The 22,552-nt window shown below is 69.0% G+C and carries 23 protein-coding genes; 12 read left to right on the forward strand and 11 right to left on the reverse strand.

The features are described 5' to 3' along the window. Positions 1–4: 4 nt before the first annotated feature. The gene (locus tag A5773_RS06820; RefSeq protein WP_231989208.1) at positions 5–367 is read right to left on the reverse strand and encodes a DUF3054 domain-containing protein; all 363 of its coding nucleotides are present in this window, start codon (positions 365–367) and stop codon (positions 5–7) included. A gap of 69 nt (positions 368–436) precedes the next feature. On the opposite strand from A5773_RS06820, the gene A5773_RS06825 reads away from it, so the two are divergent. The 6 genes from A5773_RS06825 (at position 437) to A5773_RS06850 (ending at position 6,838) form a co-directional block, all read left to right on the forward strand. Continuing rightward, positions 437–1,183, forward strand: coding sequence for an SDR family NAD(P)-dependent oxidoreductase (locus A5773_RS06825; RefSeq protein ID WP_067790225.1), 747 nt, complete (start codon positions 437–439; stop codon positions 1,181–1,183). Positions 1,184–1,198: 15 nt separating this feature from the next. Further along, positions 1,199–2,383 (forward strand): acyl-CoA dehydrogenase family protein, encoded by a 1,185-nt coding sequence (locus tag A5773_RS06830; protein ID WP_067263801.1) that lies wholly within the window; start codon positions 1,199–1,201, stop codon positions 2,381–2,383. Positions 2,384–2,394: 11 nt separating this feature from the next. Then, positions 2,395–3,543 carry an acyl-CoA dehydrogenase family protein gene (locus A5773_RS06835; RefSeq protein ID WP_067263804.1) on the forward strand — a complete coding sequence of 383 codons (1,149 nt, stop codon included), beginning with the start codon at positions 2,395–2,397 and terminating at the stop codon, positions 3,541–3,543. After that, positions 3,543–4,205: a TetR/AcrR family transcriptional regulator gene (locus A5773_RS06840; RefSeq protein WP_067263808.1), complete on the forward strand. Its 663-nt coding sequence runs from the start codon at positions 3,543–3,545 to the stop codon at positions 4,203–4,205. The genes A5773_RS06835 and A5773_RS06840 overlap by 1 nt, the downstream gene beginning before the upstream one ends. Positions 4,206–4,209: 4 nt before the next feature. After that, the gene (locus A5773_RS06845; RefSeq protein WP_067263811.1) at positions 4,210–4,812 is read left to right on the forward strand and encodes a hypothetical protein; all 603 of its coding nucleotides are present in this window, start codon (positions 4,210–4,212) and stop codon (positions 4,810–4,812) included. A 646-nt stretch (positions 4,813–5,458) separates the two neighbouring features. Beyond that, positions 5,459–6,838 (forward strand): NAD(P)/FAD-dependent oxidoreductase, encoded by a 1,380-nt coding sequence (locus tag A5773_RS06850; protein ID WP_067263815.1) that lies wholly within the window; start codon positions 5,459–5,461, stop codon positions 6,836–6,838. A gap of 8 nt (positions 6,839–6,846) precedes the next feature. Here A5773_RS06850 and A5773_RS06855 read toward each other — a convergent pair whose 3' ends face one another. The 6 genes from A5773_RS06855 to A5773_RS06880 form a co-directional block, all read right to left on the reverse strand. Then, entirely contained in the window at positions 6,847–8,073 is a 1,227-nt protein-coding gene (locus A5773_RS06855) for an O-succinylhomoserine sulfhydrylase (RefSeq protein ID WP_067790228.1), read from the reverse strand. Then, positions 8,070–8,501 (reverse strand): rhodanese-like domain-containing protein, encoded by a 432-nt coding sequence (locus A5773_RS06860; protein ID WP_067263822.1) that lies wholly within the window; start codon positions 8,499–8,501, stop codon positions 8,070–8,072. The genes A5773_RS06855 and A5773_RS06860 overlap by 4 nt, the downstream gene beginning before the upstream one ends. 40 nt (positions 8,502–8,541) lie before the next feature. Further along, entirely contained in the window at positions 8,542–9,744 is a 1,203-nt protein-coding gene (gene purT, locus A5773_RS06865) for a formate-dependent phosphoribosylglycinamide formyltransferase (RefSeq protein ID WP_067790231.1), read from the reverse strand. 85 nt (positions 9,745–9,829) lie between these two features. Beyond that, positions 9,830–10,468 (reverse strand): PaaI family thioesterase, encoded by a 639-nt coding sequence (locus A5773_RS06870; RefSeq protein WP_066954639.1) that lies wholly within the window; start codon positions 10,466–10,468, stop codon positions 9,830–9,832. Continuing rightward, positions 10,465–11,763 carry an adenylosuccinate synthase gene (locus A5773_RS06875; protein ID WP_066954642.1) on the reverse strand — a complete coding sequence of 433 codons (1,299 nt, stop codon included), beginning with the start codon at positions 11,761–11,763 and terminating at the stop codon, positions 10,465–10,467. The genes A5773_RS06870 and A5773_RS06875 overlap by 4 nt, the downstream gene beginning before the upstream one ends. Positions 11,764–12,017: 254 nt before the next feature. After that, complete coding sequence (locus tag A5773_RS06880; protein WP_066954645.1) at positions 12,018–12,995, reverse strand: histidine phosphatase family protein; 978 nt, start codon at positions 12,993–12,995, stop codon at positions 12,018–12,020. Positions 12,996–13,290: 295 nt separating this feature from the next. Between A5773_RS06880 and A5773_RS06885 the strand changes: the two genes are divergently transcribed. The 4 genes from A5773_RS06885 (at position 13,291) to A5773_RS06900 (ending at position 16,250) form a co-directional block, all read left to right on the forward strand. Then, the gene (locus A5773_RS06885; protein WP_067790234.1) at positions 13,291–13,923 is read left to right on the forward strand and encodes a peptidase M50; all 633 of its coding nucleotides are present in this window, start codon (positions 13,291–13,293) and stop codon (positions 13,921–13,923) included. A gap of 76 nt (positions 13,924–13,999) precedes the next feature. Then, positions 14,000–14,530, forward strand: coding sequence for a DUF1772 domain-containing protein (locus A5773_RS06890; RefSeq protein WP_066954651.1), 531 nt, complete (start codon positions 14,000–14,002; stop codon positions 14,528–14,530). Positions 14,531–14,539: 9 nt separating this feature from the next. Continuing rightward, on the forward strand, positions 14,540–15,313 hold the full coding sequence (locus A5773_RS06895) for a site-2 protease family protein (RefSeq protein ID WP_067790237.1): 774 nt from the start codon (positions 14,540–14,542) through the stop codon (positions 15,311–15,313). Positions 15,314–15,353: 40 nt separating this feature from the next. Next, entirely contained in the window at positions 15,354–16,250 is an 897-nt protein-coding gene (locus A5773_RS06900; protein ID WP_067263828.1) for a cation diffusion facilitator family transporter, read from the forward strand. Here A5773_RS06900 and A5773_RS06905 read toward each other — a convergent pair. Next, positions 16,247–16,660, reverse strand: coding sequence for a DUF3151 domain-containing protein (locus A5773_RS06905; RefSeq protein WP_067263832.1), 414 nt, complete (start codon positions 16,658–16,660; stop codon positions 16,247–16,249). The two genes, A5773_RS06900 and A5773_RS06905, sit on opposite strands and share 4 nt — an antisense overlap. 123 nt (positions 16,661–16,783) lie before the next feature. On the opposite strand from A5773_RS06905, the gene A5773_RS06910 reads away from it, so the two are divergent. Continuing rightward, positions 16,784–17,614: a hypothetical protein gene (locus tag A5773_RS06910; RefSeq protein ID WP_067790240.1), complete on the forward strand. Its 831-nt coding sequence runs from the start codon at positions 16,784–16,786 to the stop codon at positions 17,612–17,614. 83 nt (positions 17,615–17,697) lie between these two features. On the opposite strand, the gene fbaA is transcribed toward A5773_RS06910, so the two are convergent. Next, a complete protein-coding gene (gene fbaA, locus A5773_RS06915) occupies positions 17,698–18,735 on the reverse strand; it encodes a class II fructose-bisphosphate aldolase (protein ID WP_067790243.1) in 1,038 nt (345 codons plus the stop codon). A gap of 58 nt (positions 18,736–18,793) precedes the next feature. On the opposite strand from fbaA, the gene A5773_RS06920 reads away from it, so the two are divergent. After that, positions 18,794–19,501: a DedA family protein gene (locus A5773_RS06920; protein WP_067790246.1), complete on the forward strand. Its 708-nt coding sequence runs from the start codon at positions 18,794–18,796 to the stop codon at positions 19,499–19,501. Here A5773_RS06920 and A5773_RS06925 read toward each other — a convergent pair. Both A5773_RS06925 and A5773_RS06930 read right to left on the reverse strand, forming a co-directional pair. Next, positions 19,460–21,409 (reverse strand): acetoacetate--CoA ligase, encoded by a 1,950-nt coding sequence (locus A5773_RS06925; protein WP_067790249.1) that lies wholly within the window; start codon positions 21,407–21,409, stop codon positions 19,460–19,462. The two genes, A5773_RS06920 and A5773_RS06925, sit on opposite strands and share 42 nt — an antisense overlap. Beyond that, positions 21,406–22,527 (reverse strand): glycoside hydrolase family 76 protein, encoded by a 1,122-nt coding sequence (locus A5773_RS06930; RefSeq protein ID WP_067790252.1) that lies wholly within the window; start codon positions 22,525–22,527, stop codon positions 21,406–21,408. Before A5773_RS06930 ends, A5773_RS06925 begins: the two co-directional genes overlap by 4 nt. Between the last annotated feature and the right edge of the window lie 25 nt (positions 22,528–22,552).

A 22,552-nucleotide genomic window follows, 5' to 3' on the forward strand; every position in this document is an offset into this window, starting at 1 on the left:
GCCTTTACCCGCCGGACCGGCGCCGCAGCGTCAGCCCGACGACCGCCCGCCAGCCGAGCAACAACAACGCGGTGACCGACGCCGCCACCACCACGAAACTCACCGCAACGCCGGCGGAACTGGCCTTGCGCAACACCATGCCGACGACGACGGTGCACAGCCAGACGACCACCCCGGTCGGCACCACCTCGGTCGGGCGCCGCCAGGCGCGGGATGCCAGCCAGCCCACGACGGTTCCGGTGAGAAACGGCCAGGCGGTCGTCGCGACGCCGGCGAGGTTGAGTCCTTCGTCGTGGCTGCGACGCCCGGCGGCGCAGAACGCCAGCACACCGATGACATCCATGGCCAGCCACAGGAGCCGTCGCATGCAGCGAGAGTACCGGGCAGGCCGCCGCCCCTTGACCCTGCCGCCGCGCTGAACCTAGATTCGTCGCAAATGAATGCACATTCACAGCGGCGCCTGGCCGTGGTGACGGGCGCCGGTTCGGGCATCGGCAAGGCGATCGCGCTGGCGTTCGCCGCGCAGGGCGACCGGGTGATCGCCGCCGACCTCGACGAGGCCGCCGGCGCGGCCACCGCGAAGCAAGACCCCAGGCTGATCACGGCGCTGCCGGTGGACGTCGCCGACCCGGCCCAGGTGGACGCGCTGCGGGACGCGACACACGGCGAAGCCGGCGTGCCCGATATCGTCATCAACGCCGCGGGATGGGATCGCACCGATCAATTCCTCAACGCCACACCGGAATTCGCGGCCAAGGTGGTGGCGATCAACTACCTGGGACCGGTGCACGTGTGCGCCGCGTTCCTGCCGGGAATGATCGAGACGCACGCCCGCGGGCGCGTCGTCAACGTGGCCAGCGACGCGGGCCGGGTCGGCAGCGCCGGGGAATCCATCTACGCCGGCGCCAAGGGCGGGGTGATCGCGCTGACCAAGTCGCTGGCCCGGGAGATGGCCCGCCATCAGATCACGGTCAACTGCGTGTGCCCGGGCCCTACCGACACACCCCTATTCCACGCTCAGCCCGAGAAGCTGAAAGAAGCGCTGGTCAAGGCCATCCCGTTTCGCCGCCTGGCGCGACCCGAGGAGGTCGCCGCGGCCGCGCTGTTCTTCGCGTCGCCCGCCGCGTCGTTCATCACCGGACAGGTGATCAGCGTCAGCGGCGGCCTGACGATGGCCGGTTAGTGGCAGGGTGGGTTCATGACTAACAAGAAGCCGCCGGCCTTCGACCGAGACGATCCGCTGGGCCTGGACGCCTCACTGTCCGACGACGAGCTCGCGGTGCGCGCCACCGTCAGAGAGTTCTGCGCCGAGCATGTCCTTCCCTACGTCGCGGAGTGGTTCGAGATCGGCGACCTGCCGGTGCGCGAACTCGCCAAAGGATTCGGGCAGCTCGGCCTGCTGGGGATGCACCTGGAGGGGTACGGGTGCGGCGGCGCCTCCGCCGTGCACTACGGCCTGGCGTGCGTGGAGCTGGAGGCCGCCGACTCCGGCCTGCGGTCGATGGTCTCGGTGCAGGGATCGCTGGCAATGTTCGCGATCTGGAACTTCGGGTCCGAGGAGCAAAAGCACGAGTGGCTGCCCGGTATGGCGACCGGCGAACTGCTGGGGTGTTTCGGGCTGACCGAACCCGACGTGGGATCCGATCCGGCCGCGATGAAAACCCGTGCGCGACGCGACGGTTCGGATTGGGTGCTCAATGGCCGAAAGCTGTGGATCACCAACGGCTCGGTCGCCGACGTCGCTGTGGTGTGGGCGGTCACCGACGAGGGAATCCGTGGCTTCCTAGTGCCCACCAGGACAGCGGGATTCACCGCCAACACCATCCACCACAAGCTGTCGCTGCGGGCATCGATCACCAGCGAGCTGGTGCTCGACGACGTGCGGGTGCCGGCCGAGGCGATGCTGCCCGAGGCGAAAGGCCTGCGGGGGCCGCTGTCCTGCTTGTCCGAGGCGCGCTACGGAATCATCTGGGGTGCCATGGGCGCGGCGCGGTCGGCCTGGCAGGCCGCGCTGGACTACGCCACGCAGCGCACCCAATTCGGGCGGCCGATCGCCGGATTCCAGTTGACCCAGGCAAAGCTCGTCGACATGGCGGTCGAGTTGCACAAGGGTCAGCTGTTGTCGCTGCAATTGGGCCGACTCAAGGACAGCGTCGGGCTGCGTCCCGAGCAGGTCAGCTTCGGCAAGCTGAACAACACCCGGGAGGCCATCAAGATCTGCCGGACCGCTCGAACGATTCTGGGCGGCAACGGCATATCGCTCGAGTACCCGGTGATCCGGCACATGGTCAACCTGGAGTCGGTGCTTACCTACGAAGGCACCCCCGAGATGCATCAGCTTGTCCTGGGCCAGGCGTTCACCGGTAGCGACGCCTTCCGGTAACAAGGGAAGACATGGCCGCACGTCTGGAGTACACCGAAGAACACCGGCAGTTCCGGGCGCTCGTCGGTGAGTTCGTGCAGCGGGTGGTGGTCCCGGCGCACGAGCGGGCCGAAACGCGGGGACAGTGGGACCGCTCGCTGTTCATTGAAGCGGGAAAGCTTGGACTGCTTGGCTTTTCGGTGCCAGAGCAGCTCGGCGGCCCGGGGGTCGACGACTTTCGCTACAACGCGATCGTCATCGACGAACTGCAGCGGGCCGGCGCGGCGGCAGAGGCCATCGCGTTCACCCTGCAGAACGACGTGGTGCTGCCCTATCTCACCGACCTGACCACGCCCGAGCAACAACGGCGCTGGCTGCCCGGCGTGGTCACCGGCGAGACGGTGCTCGGCATCGCGATGACCGAGCCCGGCACCGGCAGCGACCTGGCCGGGATCCGCACCGCGGCGGTCCGGGATGGCGACCACTACGTCGTCAACGGCGCCAAGACGTTCATCTCCAACGGCCAGTGCGGAGACCTGTTCGTCGTCGCGGTGCGGACGTCCCCCGATCGGCACAACGGCCTGTCGCTGCTGGTGGTCGACGCGGACACCCCGGGTTTCTCCCGCGGCCGCAACCTGGACAAGATCGGCCTGCACGCCCAGGACACCAGCGAGCTGACGTTCACCGATATGCGGGTGCCGGTGGCCAACCTGCTCGGCGAGGAGGGCGCCGGCTTCTATCAGCTGATGCAGAACCTGCCGCAGGAGCGGCTCGCGCTGGGGGTGGGGGCGGTGGCCGCCGCGGAAAGCATCCTGGCCGAGACGCTGGAGTACGTGCGCGGGCGCAAGGCGTTCGGCACGCCGATCGCCGGCTTCCAGCACAGCCAATTCGTGCTCGCCGAGGTGGCGACCGAAATCGACGTCGCCCGAACCTATCTCGACGACTGCCTGGCCCAGCACCTGACCGGCGAGCTGACGGCCGCGCGGGCCGCCCGGCTGAAATGGTGGACCACCGACCTGCAGGTGCGCACGGCCGACCGCTGCCTGCAGCTGCACGGCGGTTACGGCTACATGCGCGAGTACGCCGTGGCGCGCGCGTTCGTCGACGCCCGCATCCAGACCATCTACGGCGGCACCAACGAGATCATGAAGACGATCGTCGCCAAGGATCTCGGCATCTGATGGCGGTCGACTACGGCGCCCTGCCCGTCGAGGAGGCCGTCCGCGCGGCCCGGGCCAGCGCGCGGCGCCGCCAGCTGCTCGACGCCGCGGTCAAGGTCATGGGAACACGCGGCTTCCACCGGATGTCCATGCAGGATCTGGCCGCCGAGGCCAAGGTCAGCGTCGGCCTCATCTACACATATTTCGGCGGCAAGGAGGACCTGCTGCTGGCCACGATCGTGCGGATCCTCGACGGGTTCCGCGACCAGCTGGCGCCCGTGATGGCCGCCGCCGGCGACGACGTCGTGGACCAACTGGCCGCGGGGATCGGCCGCTACATCCAGATCGTGGACGACAACCTCGACGGCGTGGTGCTGACGTATCGGGAGAGCCGGACGCTGGCGCCGGCCGACCGGGCCAGGATCAAGGAACTCGAAATCGCGACCGCCGCACCGCTGCGCGCGGTCATCGAAACCGGTATCGCCGCGGGCGTCTTCCGCGATGTCGACGTCGACCTCACGGTGTTCGACATCATGCTGCTCGCCCACGGCTGGGCGCTCAAGCACTGGCATTTCGGCCATGCCTACACCCGCGACGAGTACATCCGGCTGCAGACCCGCCACCTGCTCCGCGCATTGGTGCGCGACGACCGTCGCGCCGATTACGCACACGTGCTGGAATGAAGCCATGAGACTCACCGCGCTCCGGAACATGGCCGCCGCGTTCGCGCTGGGCGCCGTCGTCGTGGCGCCGACGGCCGGCGCCGACCCCACGGTCGCGCTGCCCCCGATGACGTCGAGCGGCGCCGCCCCGATCATCGGTGGCGGCGGCAACGCCGGGATCGCGCAGCAGCTGTTCAGCTTCGGCACTCCCAACGTGCAGGAGGTCGACGGCTCGGACGCGGTGCAATTCATCACGGCCGCCGCCGGGAGCGCCAATCCTCAACTGGCCGCTCCCTTCTCGCTGATGCGCCGCGCGCTGGCATGCCAGGCGAACAACGCCGGGTTCGGGGCGCGCGCCTTCCGGCGCAGCGATGGGCAATGGGGAGGGGCGATGGTGGTCGCGGCCAAGAGCGCGACGCCCAACGTGGATGGCTGCGCCAAGACGAATTGGCGCAGGGCCACGGCCGGCACGCAGAGCTCGCTCTGCAACAGCGGCTGGAGCACCCCCAACACCTACGAGAGCCGCCGCGGCGAGACGTATTACATCCTGCTCGCCGGCACCGCCGACGACTTCTGCACCGCGGTCAACGGGAAATTCAAGGACAACTCCAACGGATGGCCGTTCTAGCCGGCTGGGCGAATAGGTTGTACGAGTGGCGGTTTCGGCCGCAGGCCCGGCCGACCCCGGCCGGACTAAGGCTAGGGTTACCATTCTCGGATATCTCCGCGGCCATTAATCCCGTCATAAGTTTCCGCCGAATGAATTCAATACATTTCACCCGAATGGCGAGTTCCCGCCGAAAAGGTCGGCGCGCCGGGTTTTCGAAATCGACTGTCGCAACGGCGAAGACGCCGTAGACTTCCGCCATCGGGTGATCGGGCAATCGGGCAAACAAGAAATTGTCCATCCATGAACGGGGTTGGTGTTATGTCACGATTGACCGGCAAAATCATTCTCGCAGCGATGCTCGGGGTCACCGTCTGCGCGGCTTCGGCTTGCACGACGCCGATAACCATCGATTGCGGTCCGGGCCTGACCTGCCAGTAACCGCAGGCCCTATCCGCGACCTCGGCAAGGGATCGTCCACCCCGGCGGCGGGCGGTCCCTTGCCGTAGCGGGTGAGTTCATCCGGATTGTGCTGTGCCACAGCCGGATCTGCGGGCTCCCGTCCCGATCTGTGCCTTGCCGTGACGTCCGAGGGGTCCTAGTCGTACGGTGGACATGCGCTGGCAGCAGCGTGCGACCAGAACGACGAGGCCAATAAGGGGTGAGCATGTCGCGTCATCACGTCGTCATCATCGGAAGCGGATTCGGCGGTTTGAACGCGGCCAAGGCCCTCAAACGGGCTGACGTTGACGTCACGTTGATCTCGAGGACGACCACTCACCTGTTCCAGCCGCTGCTCTACCAGGTGGCCACCGGCATCCTGTCCGAAGGCGACATCGCCCCGACCACCCGGCTCATCCTGCGCCGCCAGAAGAACGTCCGGGTGCTGTGGGGCGAGGTCAGCGGCATCGACCTGACGGCCAAGACCGTGACGTCGCACCTGATGGGCATGGAGACGGTGACGCCCTTCGACAGCCTCATCGTGGCCGCCGGCGCGCAGCAGTCCTATTTCGGCCACGACGAGTACGCCGCGTTCGCGCCCGGCATGAAGAGCGTCGACGACGCCCTCGAGCTGCGGGCCCGCATCCTCGGCGCGTTCGAGGCCGCCGAAGTCGCCACCGATCCGGACGAGCGGCAACGCCGCCTGACATTCGTGGTGGTCGGCGCCGGGCCGACCGGAGTGGAGCTGGCCGGCGAGATCGTCCAGCTCGCCGAGCGCACCCTGGCCGGGGCTTTCCGGACGATCACGCCCAGCGAATGCCGGGTCATCCTGCTCGACGCGGCGCCCGCGGTGTTGCCGCCGATGGGTGAGAACCTGGGCCTCAAGGCGCAACGCCGGCTGCAGAAGATGGACGTCGAGATCCAGCTCAACGCGATGGTGACCGCGGTGGACTACATGGGCATCACCGTCAAAGACGCCGACGGCAGCGAGCGCCGCATCGAATGCGCGTGCAAGGTGTGGGCTGCGGGCGTGCAGGCCAGCGCGCTGGGCAAAATGGTCGCCGAGCAGTCCGACGGAACCGAGACCGACCGCGCCGGACGGGTCATCGTCGAGCCCGACCTCACCGTCAAGGGGCATCCGTACGTGTTCGTCGTCGGCGACCTGATGTCCGTCCCCGGCGTACCGGGCATGGCCCAGGGCGCGATCCAGGGCGCGCACTACGTCACCAATCTGATCAAGCAGGCGGTGAAGGGCCACGACGATCCGGCCAACCGCAAGCCCTTCAAGTACTTCGACAAGGGCAGCATGGCCCTGATCTCGCGGTACAGCGCCGTCGCGAAGGTGGGCAAGCTGGAGTTCGGCGGCTTCATCGCCTGGTTGGCGTGGCTACTGCTGCACCTCTACTACCTGATCGGCCACCGCAACCGCATCGCCGCCATGTTCGCCTGGGGGATCTCCTTCCTGGGCCGCACCCGTGGCCAGATGGCCATCACCAGCCAGATGATGTACGCCCGGCCGGTGGTGGACTGGGTGGAGCGGCAGGCGCAAGAGGGGACACTGGCGGCGGCCGAACGCATCGACGCCGCCGAGAAACAAGCCGGTTAGCTCTTCAACTAGCTCAAAGCCTGGTCGATGTCGGCGATCAGGTCGTCGGTGCCCTCCAGCCCGACCGAGATCCGGACCACGCCGTCGCCCAGGCCGATCGCGGCACGGCCCTCCGGGCCCATCGCCCGGTGGGTGGTGGTGGCGGGGTGTGTGACAAGGGATTTGGCGTCGCCCAGGTTGTTGGAGATGTCGATCAAGCGCAGCTTGTCCAGCACCTCGAAGGCCCGTTGCTTGGCGGCGCTTTCGGGGCAGTCGAGCGCGAAGGTGATCACCGTGCCGCCGCCCGACATCTGGCGCTTGGCCAGGTCGTACTGCGGGTGCGACGGCAGATACGGGTAGCGAACCCAGCTCACCGCCGGATGGGTCTCCAGAAACTCCGCGATCCGATGCGCCGACGAGTTGCAGTGCTCGACCCGGATCGCCAGCGTCTCAAGGCCTTTCATCAACACCCAGGCGTTGAACGCGCTCAGCGCCGGTCCGGTGTGTCGCATCAGCTTCTGCACCGGGCCGTCGATGTACTCCTTGTCGCCGAGGATGGCGCCGCCCAGCACCCGGCCCTGACCGTCGATGTGCTTGGTGCCCGAGTACACCACCACGTCAACCCCGAGGGGAATGCCCTGCTGCAGCAGCGGCGTGGCAAAGACATTGTCCAACACCACTTTTGCCCCCGCGGCATGGGCGAGCTCGACCACCGCGGCGATGTCCACCAGCGACTGCATCGGGTTCGACGGCGTCTCGAAGAACACCGCCGCGGTGGGGACGGACAGCGCCTCCTCCCACTGCGCGAGGTCGTCGCCGTCCACGAAGACGGTCTCGACGCCCCAGCGCGGCAGGATCTCGTTGCACACCACGAAACACGACCCGAACAGGCTGCGCGCTGCGACCAGCCGGTCCCCGGCGCCCAGCAGCGCGCCCAGCGAGGTGAACACCGCCGCCATTCCGCTCGCGGTGGCGAACGCCGCGGGGGCGCCCTCGATCAGGCGCAACCGCTCCTCGAACATCGTCACGGTTGGGTTCCCGTACCGCGAGTACACGAAGTGGTCCACCTCGCCGGTGAACGACTTCTCCGCGACGGCCGCCGATTCATAGACGTAGCCGGATGTCAGGAACATCGCCTCGGCCGTCTCGTCGAACCCGGAGCGCAACAGCCCGCCCCGCACGCCGATGGTGGCCTGGCTGACGCCGTCGGGCAGCGCCTTGGGGGCCCGGACGGAATCCCCCGCGGGGTGGGTCATAGCTGCTTCCAGGGCAATCCGATGGCGCGCCAGCCCGATTCGCCGCGCAGCCCCTGGGCGTTCGGGTGGCCCTCGAAGCCGTCCAGCACGTTGTAGGCCGGCGTGATGCCGGTCCGGGTGGCGACCTCGGCGGCGCCGATGGAGCGGTTGCCCGAGCGACACAGGAAGACGACCGGGCGTTCGGCGTCGGTTTCCGGCACCCGGTCGCGCAGTTCGTCGGCGAAGTTGGCGTTGTACCTGCCATCAGAGGTGTTCCACTCGATGAACACCACCTCGCGGCCCAGGCTGGACAGGTCGGGCACCCCGACGAACCGCCATTCGTCGTCGGTGCGCACGTCGACCAGCACAGCGTTGGGGTTCTCGCTGAGCAGTTCCCATGCCTGCTGGGGGGTGATGTCTCCGGCGTAGCCCGCGCGCTCTGTGCTCATGACCTCGAATCGTAACGAGGTCACCTTGGCGCGGGATAACTCAGTGCGCGGGCTTGCGCGCGGCCAGTCGGCTGGCAACCTCGCGGGCGCGGTCGCGCGCCGTCGCCACCTCCGGCGCCGTCGCCAACGCCTGGAATCCGCGACCGACGATTCGAAGGTCGCTCTCCGGCACGCTCAGCGCCCGGGCCAGCGCGGCGGCCGGCGCGTCGGCGGGCTCGACCCGGTGGGCCGCGCCCGGCGAAATCATCATGGTGTCCACCGGTAGGCCCAGAACGGTGCGGGCCTGCAGCTCGAACGCCGAGAGCCGCTGGCTGGGCACCGTCGCCCACGCGCTGGTGGCGGGGAAGGGCGTGACGTCGGCGAAGTACACCTCGTCGCCGTTGATCATCAACTCGACGCCGAACACGCCGCGGCCGCCGAGCGCCTTGACGATCCGCGCCGCAATCGATTTGGCGGCATCCATCGCCGCCGCGCTCATCTGCTGCGGTTGCCACGATTCCAGCGCGTCGGTATGTCCACCGCGATGGCCGATGGGCGAGCAGAATTCGATCGCCGGTCCCCCGGGCCCTTCGCTGCGGACGGCCAGCAGGGTGACGTAAAACTCGACCTCCACCACGGTTTCGGCCAGCACGCGGTGCTGGTCCCCCTGGCCTCCCGTCGCACGCAGCCAGGCCGCCGCGATGTCGTCGGGGCCCGACGCCACCGACTGTGCCCGTCCGGCGGCCGCGTGCACCGGCTTCACCAGCAGCGGGTAACCGGCGTGGGCCCCGACCGCCTCGAGTTCGCCGACCGAGCCGACGAACCAGAACGGCGCCGTGGGCAGCCCCAGCTCGTCGGCGGCCGACCGGCGCAGGCCCTCCCGGTCGGCGGCGAGCCCCACGGCGCGCGCGCTGGGCACCAGCTGGGTGCCCCCGGCCTCGAGGCCCTCGAGCGCCCGGGGCGCGACGGCGTCGGTGGCGGCCACGACGACGTCCGCGTGCAGCCCCCGCACCGCGTTCGTTAGCTCCTCTGCGTCGGTCATCGCGACCACCAGCGACTCATCGGCCAGACCGTCCGCGCGCTCACCGACGACGATCACCCGCGCGCCGAGGCGCCCCAGCGCGATCGACAATTCCCGGCTGAGCTCACCCGAACCCAGCACCACCACGCGCGGCCTGGCGTCGGCTTCCGTGGTCGGCGCTTGCGAGGGCACGGCGAGCGCGGTGGTCCTGTCGTCTTGTCCTTCGGTGGGGCCGTCAGTCACCGCTCAAGGATAGGTCGGTCGCGCGGGGGCTAGGGCTGACTGCCCGGCTCCTCCACGGCGCATGCCGCGCCGCATCGTCGCCAGGCTAGGGCTGACCGGGAAGCAACCGCACCATCAGCCCGTTGGCCTCGGCCAGCACCGCCCCGTCGCCGTCGAGCAGTTCCGCGCCCACGAACGCCTTGCGGCCCTCGGTGCTCGTGACGCGGCCGCGCACGACCAGCGGCGCGTCGATTGGGGTGACCTTGCGGTAGTCGACATGCAGGAAGGCCGTCCGGCTGATCGGCCGCCCCGCGGCGTGCGACACCATGCCGAACATGTGGTCGAACAGCAGCGGGAGCACACCGCCGTGCACGGCGTGATTTCCGCCGACGTGAAACCGGCTGAAGTAGCCCGTCATCTCGACCCCGTCCGGCGCGTATTTCGTCAACGTCCAGGGCGGCAGCAGCAGGCTGCCCATGCCGGGCAGGTTTGGCGTCCGCCCGGCCGGCGCCTTGCCCTCGTCGGCCTGGAACGGGCCCAGCAGCTGCACCAGGGCCGCGGCGCGGTCGGCCGCGTCGTCCCACAGGGCATCGCCGGGATCGGCGGACACGGCCAGGTCCTGCAGCTGGCGCATGGCCGCGACGAACCGGCCGAATCCCGGGCCGGGACTGGCGGGGCCGTATTCGGGAAAGCCGCCGTGGTGTTCGTATTCGGGATCGAGTTCTTTGGGATCCGGCTCCGTCACGGGCGGGCCGCCAGGACGTCGCGGCGCACGATCGTCTGTTCGCGGCCCGGACCCACGCCGATGCACGAAACATGGGCCCCGGCAAGCTCTTCCAGCCGCAGCACGTAGTCACGCGCCTTGGCGGGCAGGTCGTCGAATTCGCGGGCGTCCGAGATGTCCTCCCACCAACCCGGCAACTCCTCGTAGATCGGCTCGGCGCGGGCCAGGTCGGTCTGCGTCATCGGCATGTCGGTGGTGCGCTCGCCGTTGATGCGATACCCGACGCAGATCGGCACCGTTTCCAGGCTGGAGAGCACGTCGAGTTTGGTCAGGAAGAAGTCGGTGATGCCGTTGACCCGCGTGGCGTAGCGGGCGATGACGGCGTCGAACCAGCCGCAGCGCCGCCGCCGCCCGGTGGTCACCCCGAACTCGCCGCCGGTCTTGGACAGGTATTCGCCGTTCTCGTCGAACAGCTCGGTGGGGAACGGCCCGGAACCCACGCGGGTGGTGTAGGCCTTGAGGATCCCCAGCACGGTGGTGATGCGGGTGGGCCCGATGCCGGACCCGACGGCGGCGCCGCCGGCGGTCGGGTTCGACGACGTCACATAGGGATACGTGCCGTGGTCGACGTCGAGCAGGGTGCCCTGGGAGCCCTCCAGCAGGACCGTCTCGCCGGTCTCGAGCGCGGCGTTGAGCAGCCGGCGGGTATCGCGGATGCGATGGCGGAACCCCTCCGCCTGTTCCAGCAGCGCCTCGACGACCTGGTGCGGGTCCAGGGCCTTGCGGTTGTAGATCTTGACCAGGATCTGGTTCTTCAGTTCCAGCGCGGCCTCGATCTTGTGGGTCAGCTGGTCGGGGTCGAGCACGTCGGCGACCCGGATCCCCTGGCGGGCGATCTTGTCCTGGTAGCAGGGCCCGATGCCGCGGCCCGTGGTGCCGATCTTCTTGTTGCCCATGTAGCGCTCGGTGACCTTGTCGATGGCCACGTGGTAGGGCAACAGCAGGTGCGCGTCGGCCGAGATCAACAGCTTGGTGGTGTCCACCCCGCGATCCTCGAGGCCTTTGAGCTCGTCGAGCAGCACGCCGGGGTCGACCACCACACCGTTGCCGATGACGTTGGTGACGCCGGGGGTCAGCACTCCCGACGGGATCAGGTGCAGCGCGAAGTTCTCGCCGCTGGGCAAGACGACGGTGTGCCCGGCGTTGTTGCCCCCCTGATAGCGCACCACCCACTGCACGCGTCCACCGAGCAGGTCAGTGGCTTTACCTTTGCCCTCGTCACCCCATTGGGCGCCGATGAGGACGATTGCCGGCATGACTTGCTCCCGCCTGCTTACTGTGGCTCTACTGGCAAGGCGCCGTATCTCGCAGCGCCGCCGCGGTTTTCGGCATCGCCCGTTCGCTCGAGCTGCCGACCTGCACCAGCGCCTCGGTTAACCCGTACGGGACCGTGCGCGTAGCCGGACGCGTCGTTGCTTGGCGCGTTCACGTGGCGATCCTAAACGTCTGGTAACGACGGACTTGTGCCAAGTCCCATTTGATCCCGACTCGTGTCGGGGAGGGTCGCTGCTCATCCGCCCTGCGCCGCGGGCAGCCGCTCGCTGAGCGGCATCTCCCCCCGTGCGGCGGCAGGCGGAGCACTTGACGCCTCGGGCGGTTTGGCCGCACATACACCGCCTTGGGTCGGTGCGTCCAACATCAGGCACAAGCCCTTTCTGTCACGACCGGGCCTCTTGGCCGCCCAACCCGGCCACACCGGCTTTCCGTTCCAACTGACCAGCGTCCAGCCATCGTGCGGATTGCCCTGGATCTCGACCACGCCGGCGTTGGGCAGCGGATCGAAGAGCAAGAGCAGCGGATCGGGGTTTTTGACACTCATCATCGTCCCGACGCCGATCGCAAACTCGCTGGAGACGGCCACTTCGGTGATCCTGCCGCCCACGGATCGAACCGGGTTGGCCATGGCATTGCCGTACATCAATTGCAGGGAGTCGTTGAAGCGACTCGCGTCGGTCACCGCATTGCCGTACATCGTTTGCAGCGCGCCGTTGAAGCGTTTGTCGAATTCGAACCCGTTGGCGTCGGTGGAGCCCGGAGCCAGCATCGGCACGATGCGCAGCCCCAGCAGCCACGCCACCGGGCCAAGCAGGTAGACCAGCCCCGCGAGGCTGAACTGGGGTAGGCCGTTGAAAGCGCCGGCGTCGATCTCGTTGAGCCCGGGCAATGTCTGAACATTCATTCCCAGCATGGACGCCAACGGCGCCGCGGTCTGCTGCGTCCTGATCAACTGCGACGCGAAGATCCCGGCCACCGAGCCCTTCGCGGCGAGCGCCGTGGCGATGTTCTGCGCCTGCTGCTGGCCGAGCGCAGTGAGTACCGCTCCGGGCACCGACGTGTCGATCACGCCCGCCGCATTGGCCTGCGACTGGCCGTGCCGCACCAAGTCGATCACGATCGATTCGTCGGCGGAGGCAGTCGCCGGCCCGACGCACAGCAGGACAGCCGAGAACGCTACGGCACCGACACGGCGGAGTTGATTCGTCAGCAATGTCGGCGCGCGGAGCCGGTAACCGACACGAGCAGCGCGGTTCGCGCGGTTGAGAAGACGGCGATGAGTCGGCGAATGGCAGCTCTCCGTTCTCCAGCCACCCGTGGGCTGACACCGTGGCAGGAGTAAAGTATCCGGTTGTTACCAGGCGGTGGCGCAACGATTTTCGCAGTCCGAAACCATGTTGTGACTGCGCCGTTATGGTGAGATCGTTGCGTGCACAGACGGTCTGGGCGCCCATCGGACGAGAGACGTTGAACGACAAGCATATTGGAACTGCTCACTTGGACGGCCCGTGACGCGAGATGATCCTGCGGTAGCGGTGTTGGTGTTCGGCGATCGGCGCGTACCGCGGCCGCTGACCGGCGTGCCGGTTCACTCGGCCGACATCGATGCCGCGATCGGCCCCTACCGGCGGGTCGTCGTGGTGGGCGCCGACGCCGACCTGGCCGCCGTGCTGACCGGGCTGCTGCGCGCCGGCCGGCTCGACATCGAGGTGGCCTACCTGCCGCGCCGCCGCACCCACGCGACCCGGATCTACCGCCTGCCCGTCGGGCGGCGCGCGGCGCGGCGCGCCCGGCGGGGGGCCGCGCGGCGCGTGACCCTGGTCCGCGACGAGACCGGGTCGGTGATCGTCGGGCGGGCCGGCTGGCTGCCGGCCGAGGGTCGCCGCCTGCGCGGCGAGGCCGTCGTCGACGACACCGTGTTGTTCGACGGTGACGCCCCCGCCGTCGACGTCGAGCCGACGCTGGCCGTCCCGGGCCTGCGCGCCCGCGTGGCGACGGGCTGGCGCCGCTGGGTCCCCGGCCGCGCCGTCCAGCTGGGGAGCACCGGCGTCACCGTGGTGCGCGACGGCGTGCTCGCGCCCCGCCCGGCGCGCCGGTCGACGTTCTACCGCAACGTCGAAGGCTGGCTGGCGGTCCGCTAGTTTTCGGCGCCCGGTCACGTTTCGGGCCTGCGGGATGTCAATGTCGTGAGATCTCTGGTCAATGAAGGGGAACCCGATGGCAACAACAAGCCGCCGGCTCAAAAGAACTGCCCGGCTGCTGGATCTGGCCCAGCTCGGCAACGCGCACTGGCTGTTCGGCAACATCTACGAAGCGGTCGTCAAGATCCCGGAGCGGCTCGCCGCCGAGCGGCGGGACACAGCCCCTGGTTCCGGGCGGGGCTCACCATCGGTCCTCGCGCCCGGCAGCCCGCTGCGTTACTACGCCCCCGTCGCGCCCATCACGTTGGCAGCGACTGCCGCGGCCGTGAGCACGGGTTGGGAAATCGAAGGCGCCAGGTGCTGGCTGGCGCTGACGGCGAGTTGCTCGCTTGCCGGTATGGCCATCAGCGGCTACCTGATCCGGACGGTGAATCTCCGGGTGATGTTCGCCGATACGCAACCTCCACCGGCCGAACGGGACGCGCTCATCGGGAGGTGGTATCGGCTCAACGTGATTCGCGTCGCGACCGCGGCTGGCGCGTTGTTGGCCGCGAACCGGGCGGGCGCGATGATCACCGAACGCAACGGCCGGCTGGCGGTCCGCTAGTTTCGACCGGTGAGCCTGCCCGCCCGGCGCGAATCGGTCCGACCCAGCCCCATCTTCCTGGCCCTCGTCGGCCTGACGGCGGCCGGCGGCGTGCTGGCCTGGCTGGCCGGCAGCACTGTGCGGCCGCTGGCGTATTTCGGGGTGTTCACCTTCGTGATCGCCGGCTGGTTGGTGTCGCTGTGCCTGCACGAATTCGGCCACGCCGTGACCGCCTGGCGATTCGGCGACCACGACGCAGCCGTGCGCGGGTACCTGACGCTGGATCCGCGGCGCTACAGCCATCCCGCGCTGTCGCTCCTGCTGCCGGTGGTGGTCATCGCGCTGGGCGGGATCGGCCTGCCGGGCGCCGCGGTGTACGTGCGGACCTGGTTCATGCCGCCGAGCCGGCGCAGCCTGGTCAGCCTCGCGGGGCCGGCCGCCAATCTGGTGCTGGCGGTGCTGCTGCTGGCGCTGACGCGATTGTTTTACGACCCCTTCCACCAGGTGCTGTGGGCGGGGGTGGCGTTCCTGGGCTTTCTGCAGCTGACCGCGGTGGTGCTCAACCTGCTGCCCATCCCGGGCCTGGACGGCTACGACGCCCTGGAGCCGCACCTGAGTCCGGAGACGCAGCGCGCGGTGGCGCCGGCCAAGCAGTACGGCTTTTTCATTCTGCTGTTCCTGCTCCTGGCCGCCAGCCATTGGTTCTTTCAGATGGTGCTCTGGCTGTTCGAGTTCTCCGGCGTGCCGACGTGGCTGGTGTCGGCGGGCAACGCGCTGACCCGCTTCTGGAGCCGCTGGTTCTGACACTTGCCATATATGCGTGGATCCGCATATATTGCACGGCATGGGCGCCGGTCACAATCACAGTCCCGCCGAGACCGACGGGTCCCGGTTGATTCCCCGCATGATCGCCGCCGCCGCAATTCTGGCGGCGTTTTTCGTCATCGAGTTGACCACCTCGTTGCTGATCAACTCGATCGCGCTGCTGGCCGACGCGGGCCACATGCTGACCGACGTCGTCGCCGTCTTCATGGGCCTGGCCGCCGTGACGCTGGCCCGGCGGGGCAGCTCGTCACCGTCGCGCACGTACGGCTGGCACCGGGCCGAGGTGTTCACGGCGGTCGCCAACGCGGGGCTGCTGATGGGGGTCGCGCTGTTCATCCTCTGGGAAGCCCTCCAGCGGCTCAGGGAAACCCCGTCGGTCCCCGGGGTGCCGATGATCGTGGTCGCACTGGCCGGGCTGCTCGCCAACCTGGTGGTCGCGCTGCTCCTGCGGTCGCACTCGGGGCAGAGCCTGGCCGTCAAGGGCGCCTACATGGAGGTGGTCGCCGACAGCGTCGGCAGCCTGGGCGTGCTGATCGCCGGTGTGGTGACCGTGACGACGCGCTGGCCGTATGCCGACGTGGTGGTCGCCGTGCTGGTCGCGCTGTGGGTGCTGCCGCGGGCGATCTCGCTGGCCCGCGACGCGTTGCGGATCCTCTCCGAATCGTCGCCGACCCACATCGACGTGGAGGAGCTGCGCTCGGCGCTGGGCGCCGTCGACGGCGTGTGCGAGGTGCACGACCTGCACGTCTGGACGCTGTCGCCCGGCAAGGACATGTGCACCGCGCACTTGCGAAGCACCGGCGACTCCACCCGGGTGCTCCACGACGCGCGTGCGGTGCTGTCGGCCCGCGGGCTGCAGCACGCGACCGTCCAGATCGACACCCCGGGCGACGCGGGGTGTTCGGAAACCTTCTAGAGGCCCAGCGCCGGGCGCGCCTCGGGGTCGCAATCGTCGAGCAGGTCCAGGCAGCGCAGGTACTCGTCGGGCTCGCCGATCGTGTCGGCGGCCCGCGCCAGCGCCGCCACGCACCGCAGGAAGCCGCGGTTCGCCTCGTGCGCATACGGGACCGGACCGAAACCCTTCCAGCCGTTGCGCCGCAGCTGGTCCAGGCCGCGGTGATAGCCGGTCCGGGCGTACGCATAGGCGGTGATGGCCTGGTCGTCGGCCAGCGCCTGCTCCGCCAGTGCCGCCCAGGCCACCGACGCCGACGGGTGCGCGGCGGCGACGATCCCGGCCTTCTCGCCGGCGAGCAGTTCCGCCTCGGCGTCGGGATCGCCCGGCAGCAGCGTCGGGTCAGGTCCCAGAAGGTCTCGCGGCGGTGTCATGGCTCCTATTCTGCAGCTGCCCCGTTTCACCGGGGTGGCGGACCTCGACCATCGCCCCATCGAGGGGGGCGGGTCGCTAAGCTCTCCAACTACCCCACCCGATAGCGGAGGACAGCCGTACTCATGCCCCAGCCACCCGAGCCCGACCGCGGCGGCGCGCCGAATCCGCCCGGGCACGAATGGGCCGCGCAATCAGGCGAGGACGCGACCGAGAGCGTCCCGCTGGTACCGAGCGACTCCGAGACCGAGACCGTGGTGATCAGACCCGATTCCGGCGGCAACCCGGCGGATCCCCAGGAGGACGCGGACGGCCAGCAGCGCGAGCGCCGCTTCACCGCGCCAGGTTTCGACGCGAAAGAGACCACGGTGATCGCCACCACCCCGGAGCCCGCCACCGAGGTGTTCCACACACCGCCGGAAGGCCAGACGGCACAGTTCGGTCAGCCCGCCAAACCGGCTGTGCCGCAATCGATCCCGCCCCGGCTGGGGGGAAGGCTCCGCACGTCCCGGCAGTTCAACTGGGGCTGGGTGCTGGCGCTGGTCCTGATCGTGCTGGCCCTGGCCGCGATCGCGATCCTGGGCACGGTGCTGCTCACCCGCGGCAAACACACAAAGGTGTCGCAGGAAGACCGGGTTCGGACCACGATCCAGAGCTTCGACACCGCGATTCAAAAGGGCGACCTGACCACGCTGCGCACCATCACCTGCGGCACCACCCGCGACGGGTACGCGGACTACGACGAGCACTCGTGGGACGAGACCTACCGCCGGGTCTCGGCGGCCAAGCAGTATCCGGTGATCGCCAGCATCGACCAGGTGGTGGTCAACGGCCAGCACGCCGAGGCCAACGTCACCACGTTCATGGCGTATGAGCCCTCGCTGCGGTCGACCCGCAGCCTGGACCTGCAGTACCGCGACGAGCAGTGGAAGATCTGCCAGTCCCCCAGCGGCTAGCCCCGTTCGTACCCGCCGAGTGTGCGGCTAGCTTCACACTCGCGAGGCCGGCGGGCTAGCTTCACACTCGCGAGGCCGGCGGGCTAGCTCGAGCCCACGGACTTTCCGGCGCAGTGCAGGTCGTCGCAGGCCTCCACCACGCGCTCGGTCATCGAGGCCTCGCCCTTCTTGAGGTAGCTGCGCGGGTCGTAGACCTTCTTGGCGCCCACCTCGCCGTCGACCTTCAGCACGCCGTCGTAGTTGCTGAACATGTGGCCGGCGATCGGGCGGGTGAACGCGTACTGGGTGTCGGTGTCGACGTTCATCTTCACCACGCCGTAGCGCAGCGACTCCTCGATCTCGGACTTGAGCGAGCCCGACCCGCCGTGGAAGACGAAGTCGAAGGGCTTGGCGCCGTCGGGCAACCCGAGCTTGGCCGCGGCGACCTGCTGCCCTTGCGCCAAAATGTCGGGGCGCAGCTTGACGTTGCCCGGCTTGTAGACGCCGTGCACATTGCCGAACGTCGCGGCCAGCAGGTACTTGCCGTGCTCGCCGTGGCCCAGGGCGTCGATGGTCTTCTCGAAGTCGTCCGGCGTGGTGTACAGCTTGTCGTTGATCTCGTGGGCGACGCCGTCCTCCTCGCCGCCCACCACGCCGATCTCGATCTCCAGGATGATCTTCGCGGCCGCGGCCTCCTTGAGCAGTTCCTGCGCGATGACCAGGTTCTCGTCGATCGGCACGGCCGAGCCGTCCCACATGTGCGACTGAAACAGCGGGTCCTGACCCGCGGCCACCCGTTCGGCCGATATCGCGAGCAGCGGCCGCACGTAGCTGTCCAGCTTGTCCTTGGGGCAGTGGTCGGTGTGCAGCGCGACGTTGATCGGGTACTTGGCCGCCACGACGCGGGTGAACTCGGCCAGCGCCACCGCGCCGGTCACCATGTCCTTGACCCCCAACCCGGAGGCGAATTCCGCACCGCCCGTGGAGAACTGGATGATGCCGTCGCTGCCGGCGTCGGCGAAGCCCTTGATCGCGGCGTTGACCGTCTCGGAGGAGGTGCAGTTGATGGCCGGGAAGGCGTACGAGTTCTCCTTGGCACGTCCCAGCATCTCGGCGTAGACCTCGGGGGTGGCGATGGGCATGGGCTCCTCCTGGCGACTGGACCCATCCAGTATCGCAACACCGGTATGTTGAAGCATCGTGAGCACCACCGTGACGGCCCTGCCGCACATCTTCGACCCGATGTACTGGTTGGGCGCCGACGGAGTCTTCGGATCCGCGGTGCTGCCCGGCATCCTGGTCATCGTCTTCATCGAGACCGGCCTGCTGTTTCCGCTGCTGCCCGGCGAATCGCTGTTGTTCACCGGCGGCCTGTTGGCCGCGGGTGCGAACCCACCGGCCAGCATCTGGGTGCTGGCCCCGGCCGTCGCCCTGGTGGCGATCCTGGGCGATCAGACCGGATATTTCATCGGCCGGCGGATCGGGCCGGCCCTGTTCAAGAAGGAAGACTCCCGGTTCTTCAAGAAGCACTACGTGACGGAGTCGCACGCCTTCTTCGAGAAATACGGGCCGTGGGCGATCATCCTGGCGCGGTTCGCGCCATTCGTCCGAACGTTCGTCCCGCCGGTCGCCGGGGTGTCCTACATGCGCTACCCGGTGTTCCTGGGCTTCGACATCGTCGGCGGCATCCTGTGGGGCGGCGGGGTGACGCTGGCGGGCTACTTCCTGGGCAACGTGCCGTTCGTGCACCACAACCTGCAGAAGATCCTGCTGGTGATCCTGGTGATCTCGCTGACGCCGGCGTTCATCGCGGCCTGGCGAAGCTACCGGGCCCGCCGGCGGGGGCCGACGGCCGGGGAGCCCGACTCAGGACACCCGACTCCTGCGGTACGCAACGAAAGCGTCTAGCAGCTCCGGTCGGTCGATCGAGCTCTGCTGCACGGCCTCGCCCGGCGCGGCGCCCAGCAGGATCCGCTTGATCGGGATTTCCAGCCGTTTGCCGGTCAGCGTCCGCGGTATGCCGTGGACCGCCAGGATGTCGTCCGGCACGTGGCGCGGGGAGGCGTGCTGGCGAATGGCCGCCACGATCCGCGACCGAAGCCCGTCGTCGAGTTCGGCGCCGTCGGCCAGGGTCACGAACAGCGGCATCCAGTAGCCGCCGTCGTCCTGCTCGACCCCGACCACCAGGCAGTCACCCACCTCGGGCATGCCCTCCACGGCGGTGTAAATCTCGGCGCTGCCCATCCGCACGCCCAGCCGGTTCAGGGTGGCGTCCGAACGGCCATGCACCACAACGGATCCCCGATCGGTGATGGTGATCCAGTCGCCGTGACACCACACCCCGGGGTACTTCTCGAAGTAGGCGGCCCGGTACCGGCTGCCGTCGTCGTCGTTCCAGAAGAACACCGGCATCGAGGGCATCGGCTCGGTGATCACCAGCTCGCCCTCTTCACCGATGACCGGATGGTTTGGCCCGACCCAGGATTCGATGGCCGCGCCCAGGCAGATGCACGACAGCTCACCGGCCACCACCGGCAGGATCGCGCAGCCGCCGATGAACGCGGTGCAGACGTCGGTGCCGCCGCTCATCGAGATCACCGGCACCGACCGGCCGAGTCCCTCTTGGACCCAACGGAATCCGGACGCCGGCAGCGGTGAACCGGTGGAACCGACGGCGCGCAAACCGTCCAGCGGGTACGTCGCCCCCGGCTTGAGCTCCTTCTTCGCGCAGGCCAGCAGGTAGCCCGCCCCGGCGCCGAGCACGTTGACTTGCGCCTCGGCGGCGACCCGAAAGAGGCCGTCGGTGCCCAAATGCGTTGGGCTGCCGTCGTAGAGCACGATCGTGGTGTCGGCCAGCAGCCCGGACAGCTGCAGGTTCCACATCATCCAGCTCGTCGAGGAGTACCACAGGAAGCGCTCGCCGGCGTGCAGCTCCAGTTGCAGGCTCAGGTATTTGAGGTGCTCGAGCACCACGCCGCCGTGACCGTGCACGATGCCCTTCGGCTTGCCGGTGGTGCCGGACGAGAACATCACCCACAGCGGGTGCGCGAACGGCACCGGTGTGATGTCCAGCTCGGCATCCGATTCCACCGCCGTCGCCCACGCGACGCTGTCGCCGTCGGCCGCGAGCCCGAGCCGCGGCACCACCACGGTGGCCCGCAGGCTGGGCATCGCCGCCCGGATCGTGTCCAGCTCCGCGCGCCGGTCGATGCGCTTGCCGTCGTACACCGACCCGTCGGTGGCCACCAGCACGGCAGGCTCGACCTGGCCCAGGCGCGCTATCACGCCGTCGACGGCCACGTCCTGGTTGCACACCGCCCAGCTCGCGCCCACGGCGGCGGCGGCCAGGGCGGCGACGGCGGCCTCGGCGACGTTGGGCAGGTAGCCGACGACGGCGTCCCCGGGCCGCACCCCGAGGCCGCGCAGGTAGGCGGCGAACGCGCCGGTCTCCCGCCGCAGCCGCGCCCACGACCATTCGCACGCGCCGTCCTCGCCGACGACGATCATGGCGGGCCGCTCGTCGGTGGCGTGCCGGAAGATCTCGGTGGCGTAGTTGAGCGTGGCGCCGGGGAACCACTCGGCGCCGGGCATGGCACGGTTGCTCAGCACCGCGCGGGGCGGGCTGTCCGCCTCAATGTCGAAGTAATGCCAGACGGCGTCCCAGAACCACTCGATGTCCTCGACGGACTTGCGCCGCAGCGCGTGGTAGTCGCCGTAGTGGCCGCGGCCCGTCTCGGCGAGCCACGTCATGAAGTGGGTGAGGTTTGCCTGGGCCAGCGTGGCCTCGTCGGGAATCCAGCTGCCGGGCTCGGTCACGTCGCACTCCCTGCGGTCACGGCGGTGACGTTACAGGCGGCCTCCATCAGCATCCACCCCGACAGCTGCACCGAAAGGTCCCGTTCGGCCACGTCGGAACTGTTCACCGCGCCGTCCACGAACTGCGCCTCCCCGGCGGCCTGGCTGGGCAGCTGCGCGTCGCGGTCCCAGAACGGGCCGAACAGCGGCAGCCCGTCCACCGTTTGGCGGTAGTCCCAAGCCGACTTCGCGCTGGCCAGCACGATCCGCCGGGCGGTGTCGCGGGCCGCGGCGTCGTCGGCCGAATCACCCGGCAGGGAGGTGGCGACCAACGCGAGGTAGCGCGCGGTGACGCCGGAGAACAGGCCGCCGGCCCCGCCCGCGGCGCCGGCCAGCACGCCCGTGGGCGCCATGTGTTCGGTGACGGCGGCGACCAGCCGGTGCACCCTGGGCGCGTGCCGATCGTCATGGGTGCGTGCCGCGAGTTCCGTTTCCAGGCCGAGCACCACGCCCTGGCAATAGGTGTACTGGGCGCGGACCAGGGAGCCGGCTTTGACGCCGTCGAACACCAGGTGCGTCTCCGGGTCGATCAGGGTTTCGTCGATCCAGTCGGCCATCTGCTGGGCGCGCCGCATCCGGTCGGAATAGCGGGCCAAGAAGATCCCCGCCGGGCCGTTGGCCGGGGCGTTGAAGAACTGGTCCTGCTTTCGCCACGGGATCCCGCCGCCGTCCTCGGGCACCCACGCGTCGAGGAATTGCTCGGCCAGCTTGGGCAGGGCGCGGTGGCGTTCGACGCCGGCTATCCGGGCCGCGCGTTCCAGCGCCAGCGCCAGCCAGGCCATGTCGTCGTAGTAGCTGTTGGTCCAGCGAAAGTTGTTGCGCAGCCGGTGCGACCGGACCTGCCGGTTGATCCTGGTGTGCCGTTCGGGTTGCGGGTCGCGCAGCTGCGCGTCGACCAGGCAATCCAGCAGGTGCGCCTGCCACCAGTAGTGCCAGGTGCCGAACATCCGGTCCCGCCGCGTCGCCGGCCAGGCCACCACCCCCAGCTGGGTCCCGGGCAGCCCCCACAGCCGTTTCAGGTGTCGTTGCGCGACAGCGGCTTCGGAGCTGGCCGCCCGGTTGGCCCATAGCTGATCCATACCGCCGATCCTGCCTCATACTGAA

It is taken from the genome of Mycobacterium sp. 852014-52450_SCH5900713 (assembly GCF_001667075.1).
Classification (GTDB): Bacteria; Actinomycetota; Actinomycetes; order Mycobacteriales; family Mycobacteriaceae; genus Mycobacterium.

What these genes read in the sequence shown, in the direction of transcription:
- A5773_RS06875 (WP_066954642.1), bottom strand. Translation starts at nt 11,763, where the DNA reads ATGCCGGCAATCGTCCTCATCGGCGCCCAATGGGGTGACGAGGGCAAA.
- A5773_RS06900 (WP_067263828.1), top strand. Translation starts at nt 15,354, where the DNA reads ATGGGCGCCGGTCACAATCACAGTCCCGCCGAGACCGACGGGTCCCGG.
- A5773_RS06840 (WP_067263808.1), top strand. Translation starts at nt 3,543, where the DNA reads ATGGCGGTCGACTACGGCGCCCTGCCCGTCGAGGAGGCCGTCCGCGCG.
- A5773_RS06860 (WP_067263822.1), bottom strand. Translation starts at nt 8,501, where the DNA reads ATGAGCACAGAGCGCGCGGGCTACGCCGGAGACATCACCCCCCAGCAG.
- A5773_RS06825 (WP_067790225.1), top strand. Translation starts at nt 437, where the DNA reads ATGAATGCACATTCACAGCGGCGCCTGGCCGTGGTGACGGGCGCCGGT.
- A5773_RS06905 (WP_067263832.1), bottom strand. Translation starts at nt 16,660, where the DNA reads ATGACACCGCCGCGAGACCTTCTGGGACCTGACCCGACGCTGCTGCCG.
- A5773_RS06830 (WP_067263801.1), top strand. Translation starts at nt 1,199, where the DNA reads ATGACTAACAAGAAGCCGCCGGCCTTCGACCGAGACGATCCGCTGGGC.
- A5773_RS06820 (WP_231989208.1), bottom strand. Translation starts at nt 367, where the DNA reads ATGCGACGGCTCCTGTGGCTGGCCATGGATGTCATCGGTGTGCTGGCG.
- A5773_RS06910 (WP_067790240.1), top strand. Translation starts at nt 16,784, where the DNA reads ATGCCCCAGCCACCCGAGCCCGACCGCGGCGGCGCGCCGAATCCGCCC.
- A5773_RS06890 (WP_066954651.1), top strand. Translation starts at nt 14,000, where the DNA reads ATGGCAACAACAAGCCGCCGGCTCAAAAGAACTGCCCGGCTGCTGGAT.
- A5773_RS06850 (WP_067263815.1), top strand. Translation starts at nt 5,459, where the DNA reads ATGTCGCGTCATCACGTCGTCATCATCGGAAGCGGATTCGGCGGTTTG.
- A5773_RS06835 (WP_067263804.1), top strand. Translation starts at nt 2,395, where the DNA reads ATGGCCGCACGTCTGGAGTACACCGAAGAACACCGGCAGTTCCGGGCG.
- A5773_RS06845 (WP_067263811.1), top strand. Translation starts at nt 4,210, where the DNA reads ATGAGACTCACCGCGCTCCGGAACATGGCCGCCGCGTTCGCGCTGGGC.
- A5773_RS06930 (WP_067790252.1), bottom strand. Translation starts at nt 22,527, where the DNA reads ATGGATCAGCTATGGGCCAACCGGGCGGCCAGCTCCGAAGCCGCTGTC.
- fbaA (WP_067790243.1), bottom strand. Translation starts at nt 18,735, where the DNA reads ATGCCCATCGCCACCCCCGAGGTCTACGCCGAGATGCTGGGACGTGCC.
- A5773_RS06855 (WP_067790228.1), bottom strand. Translation starts at nt 8,073, where the DNA reads ATGACCCACCCCGCGGGGGATTCCGTCCGGGCCCCCAAGGCGCTGCCC.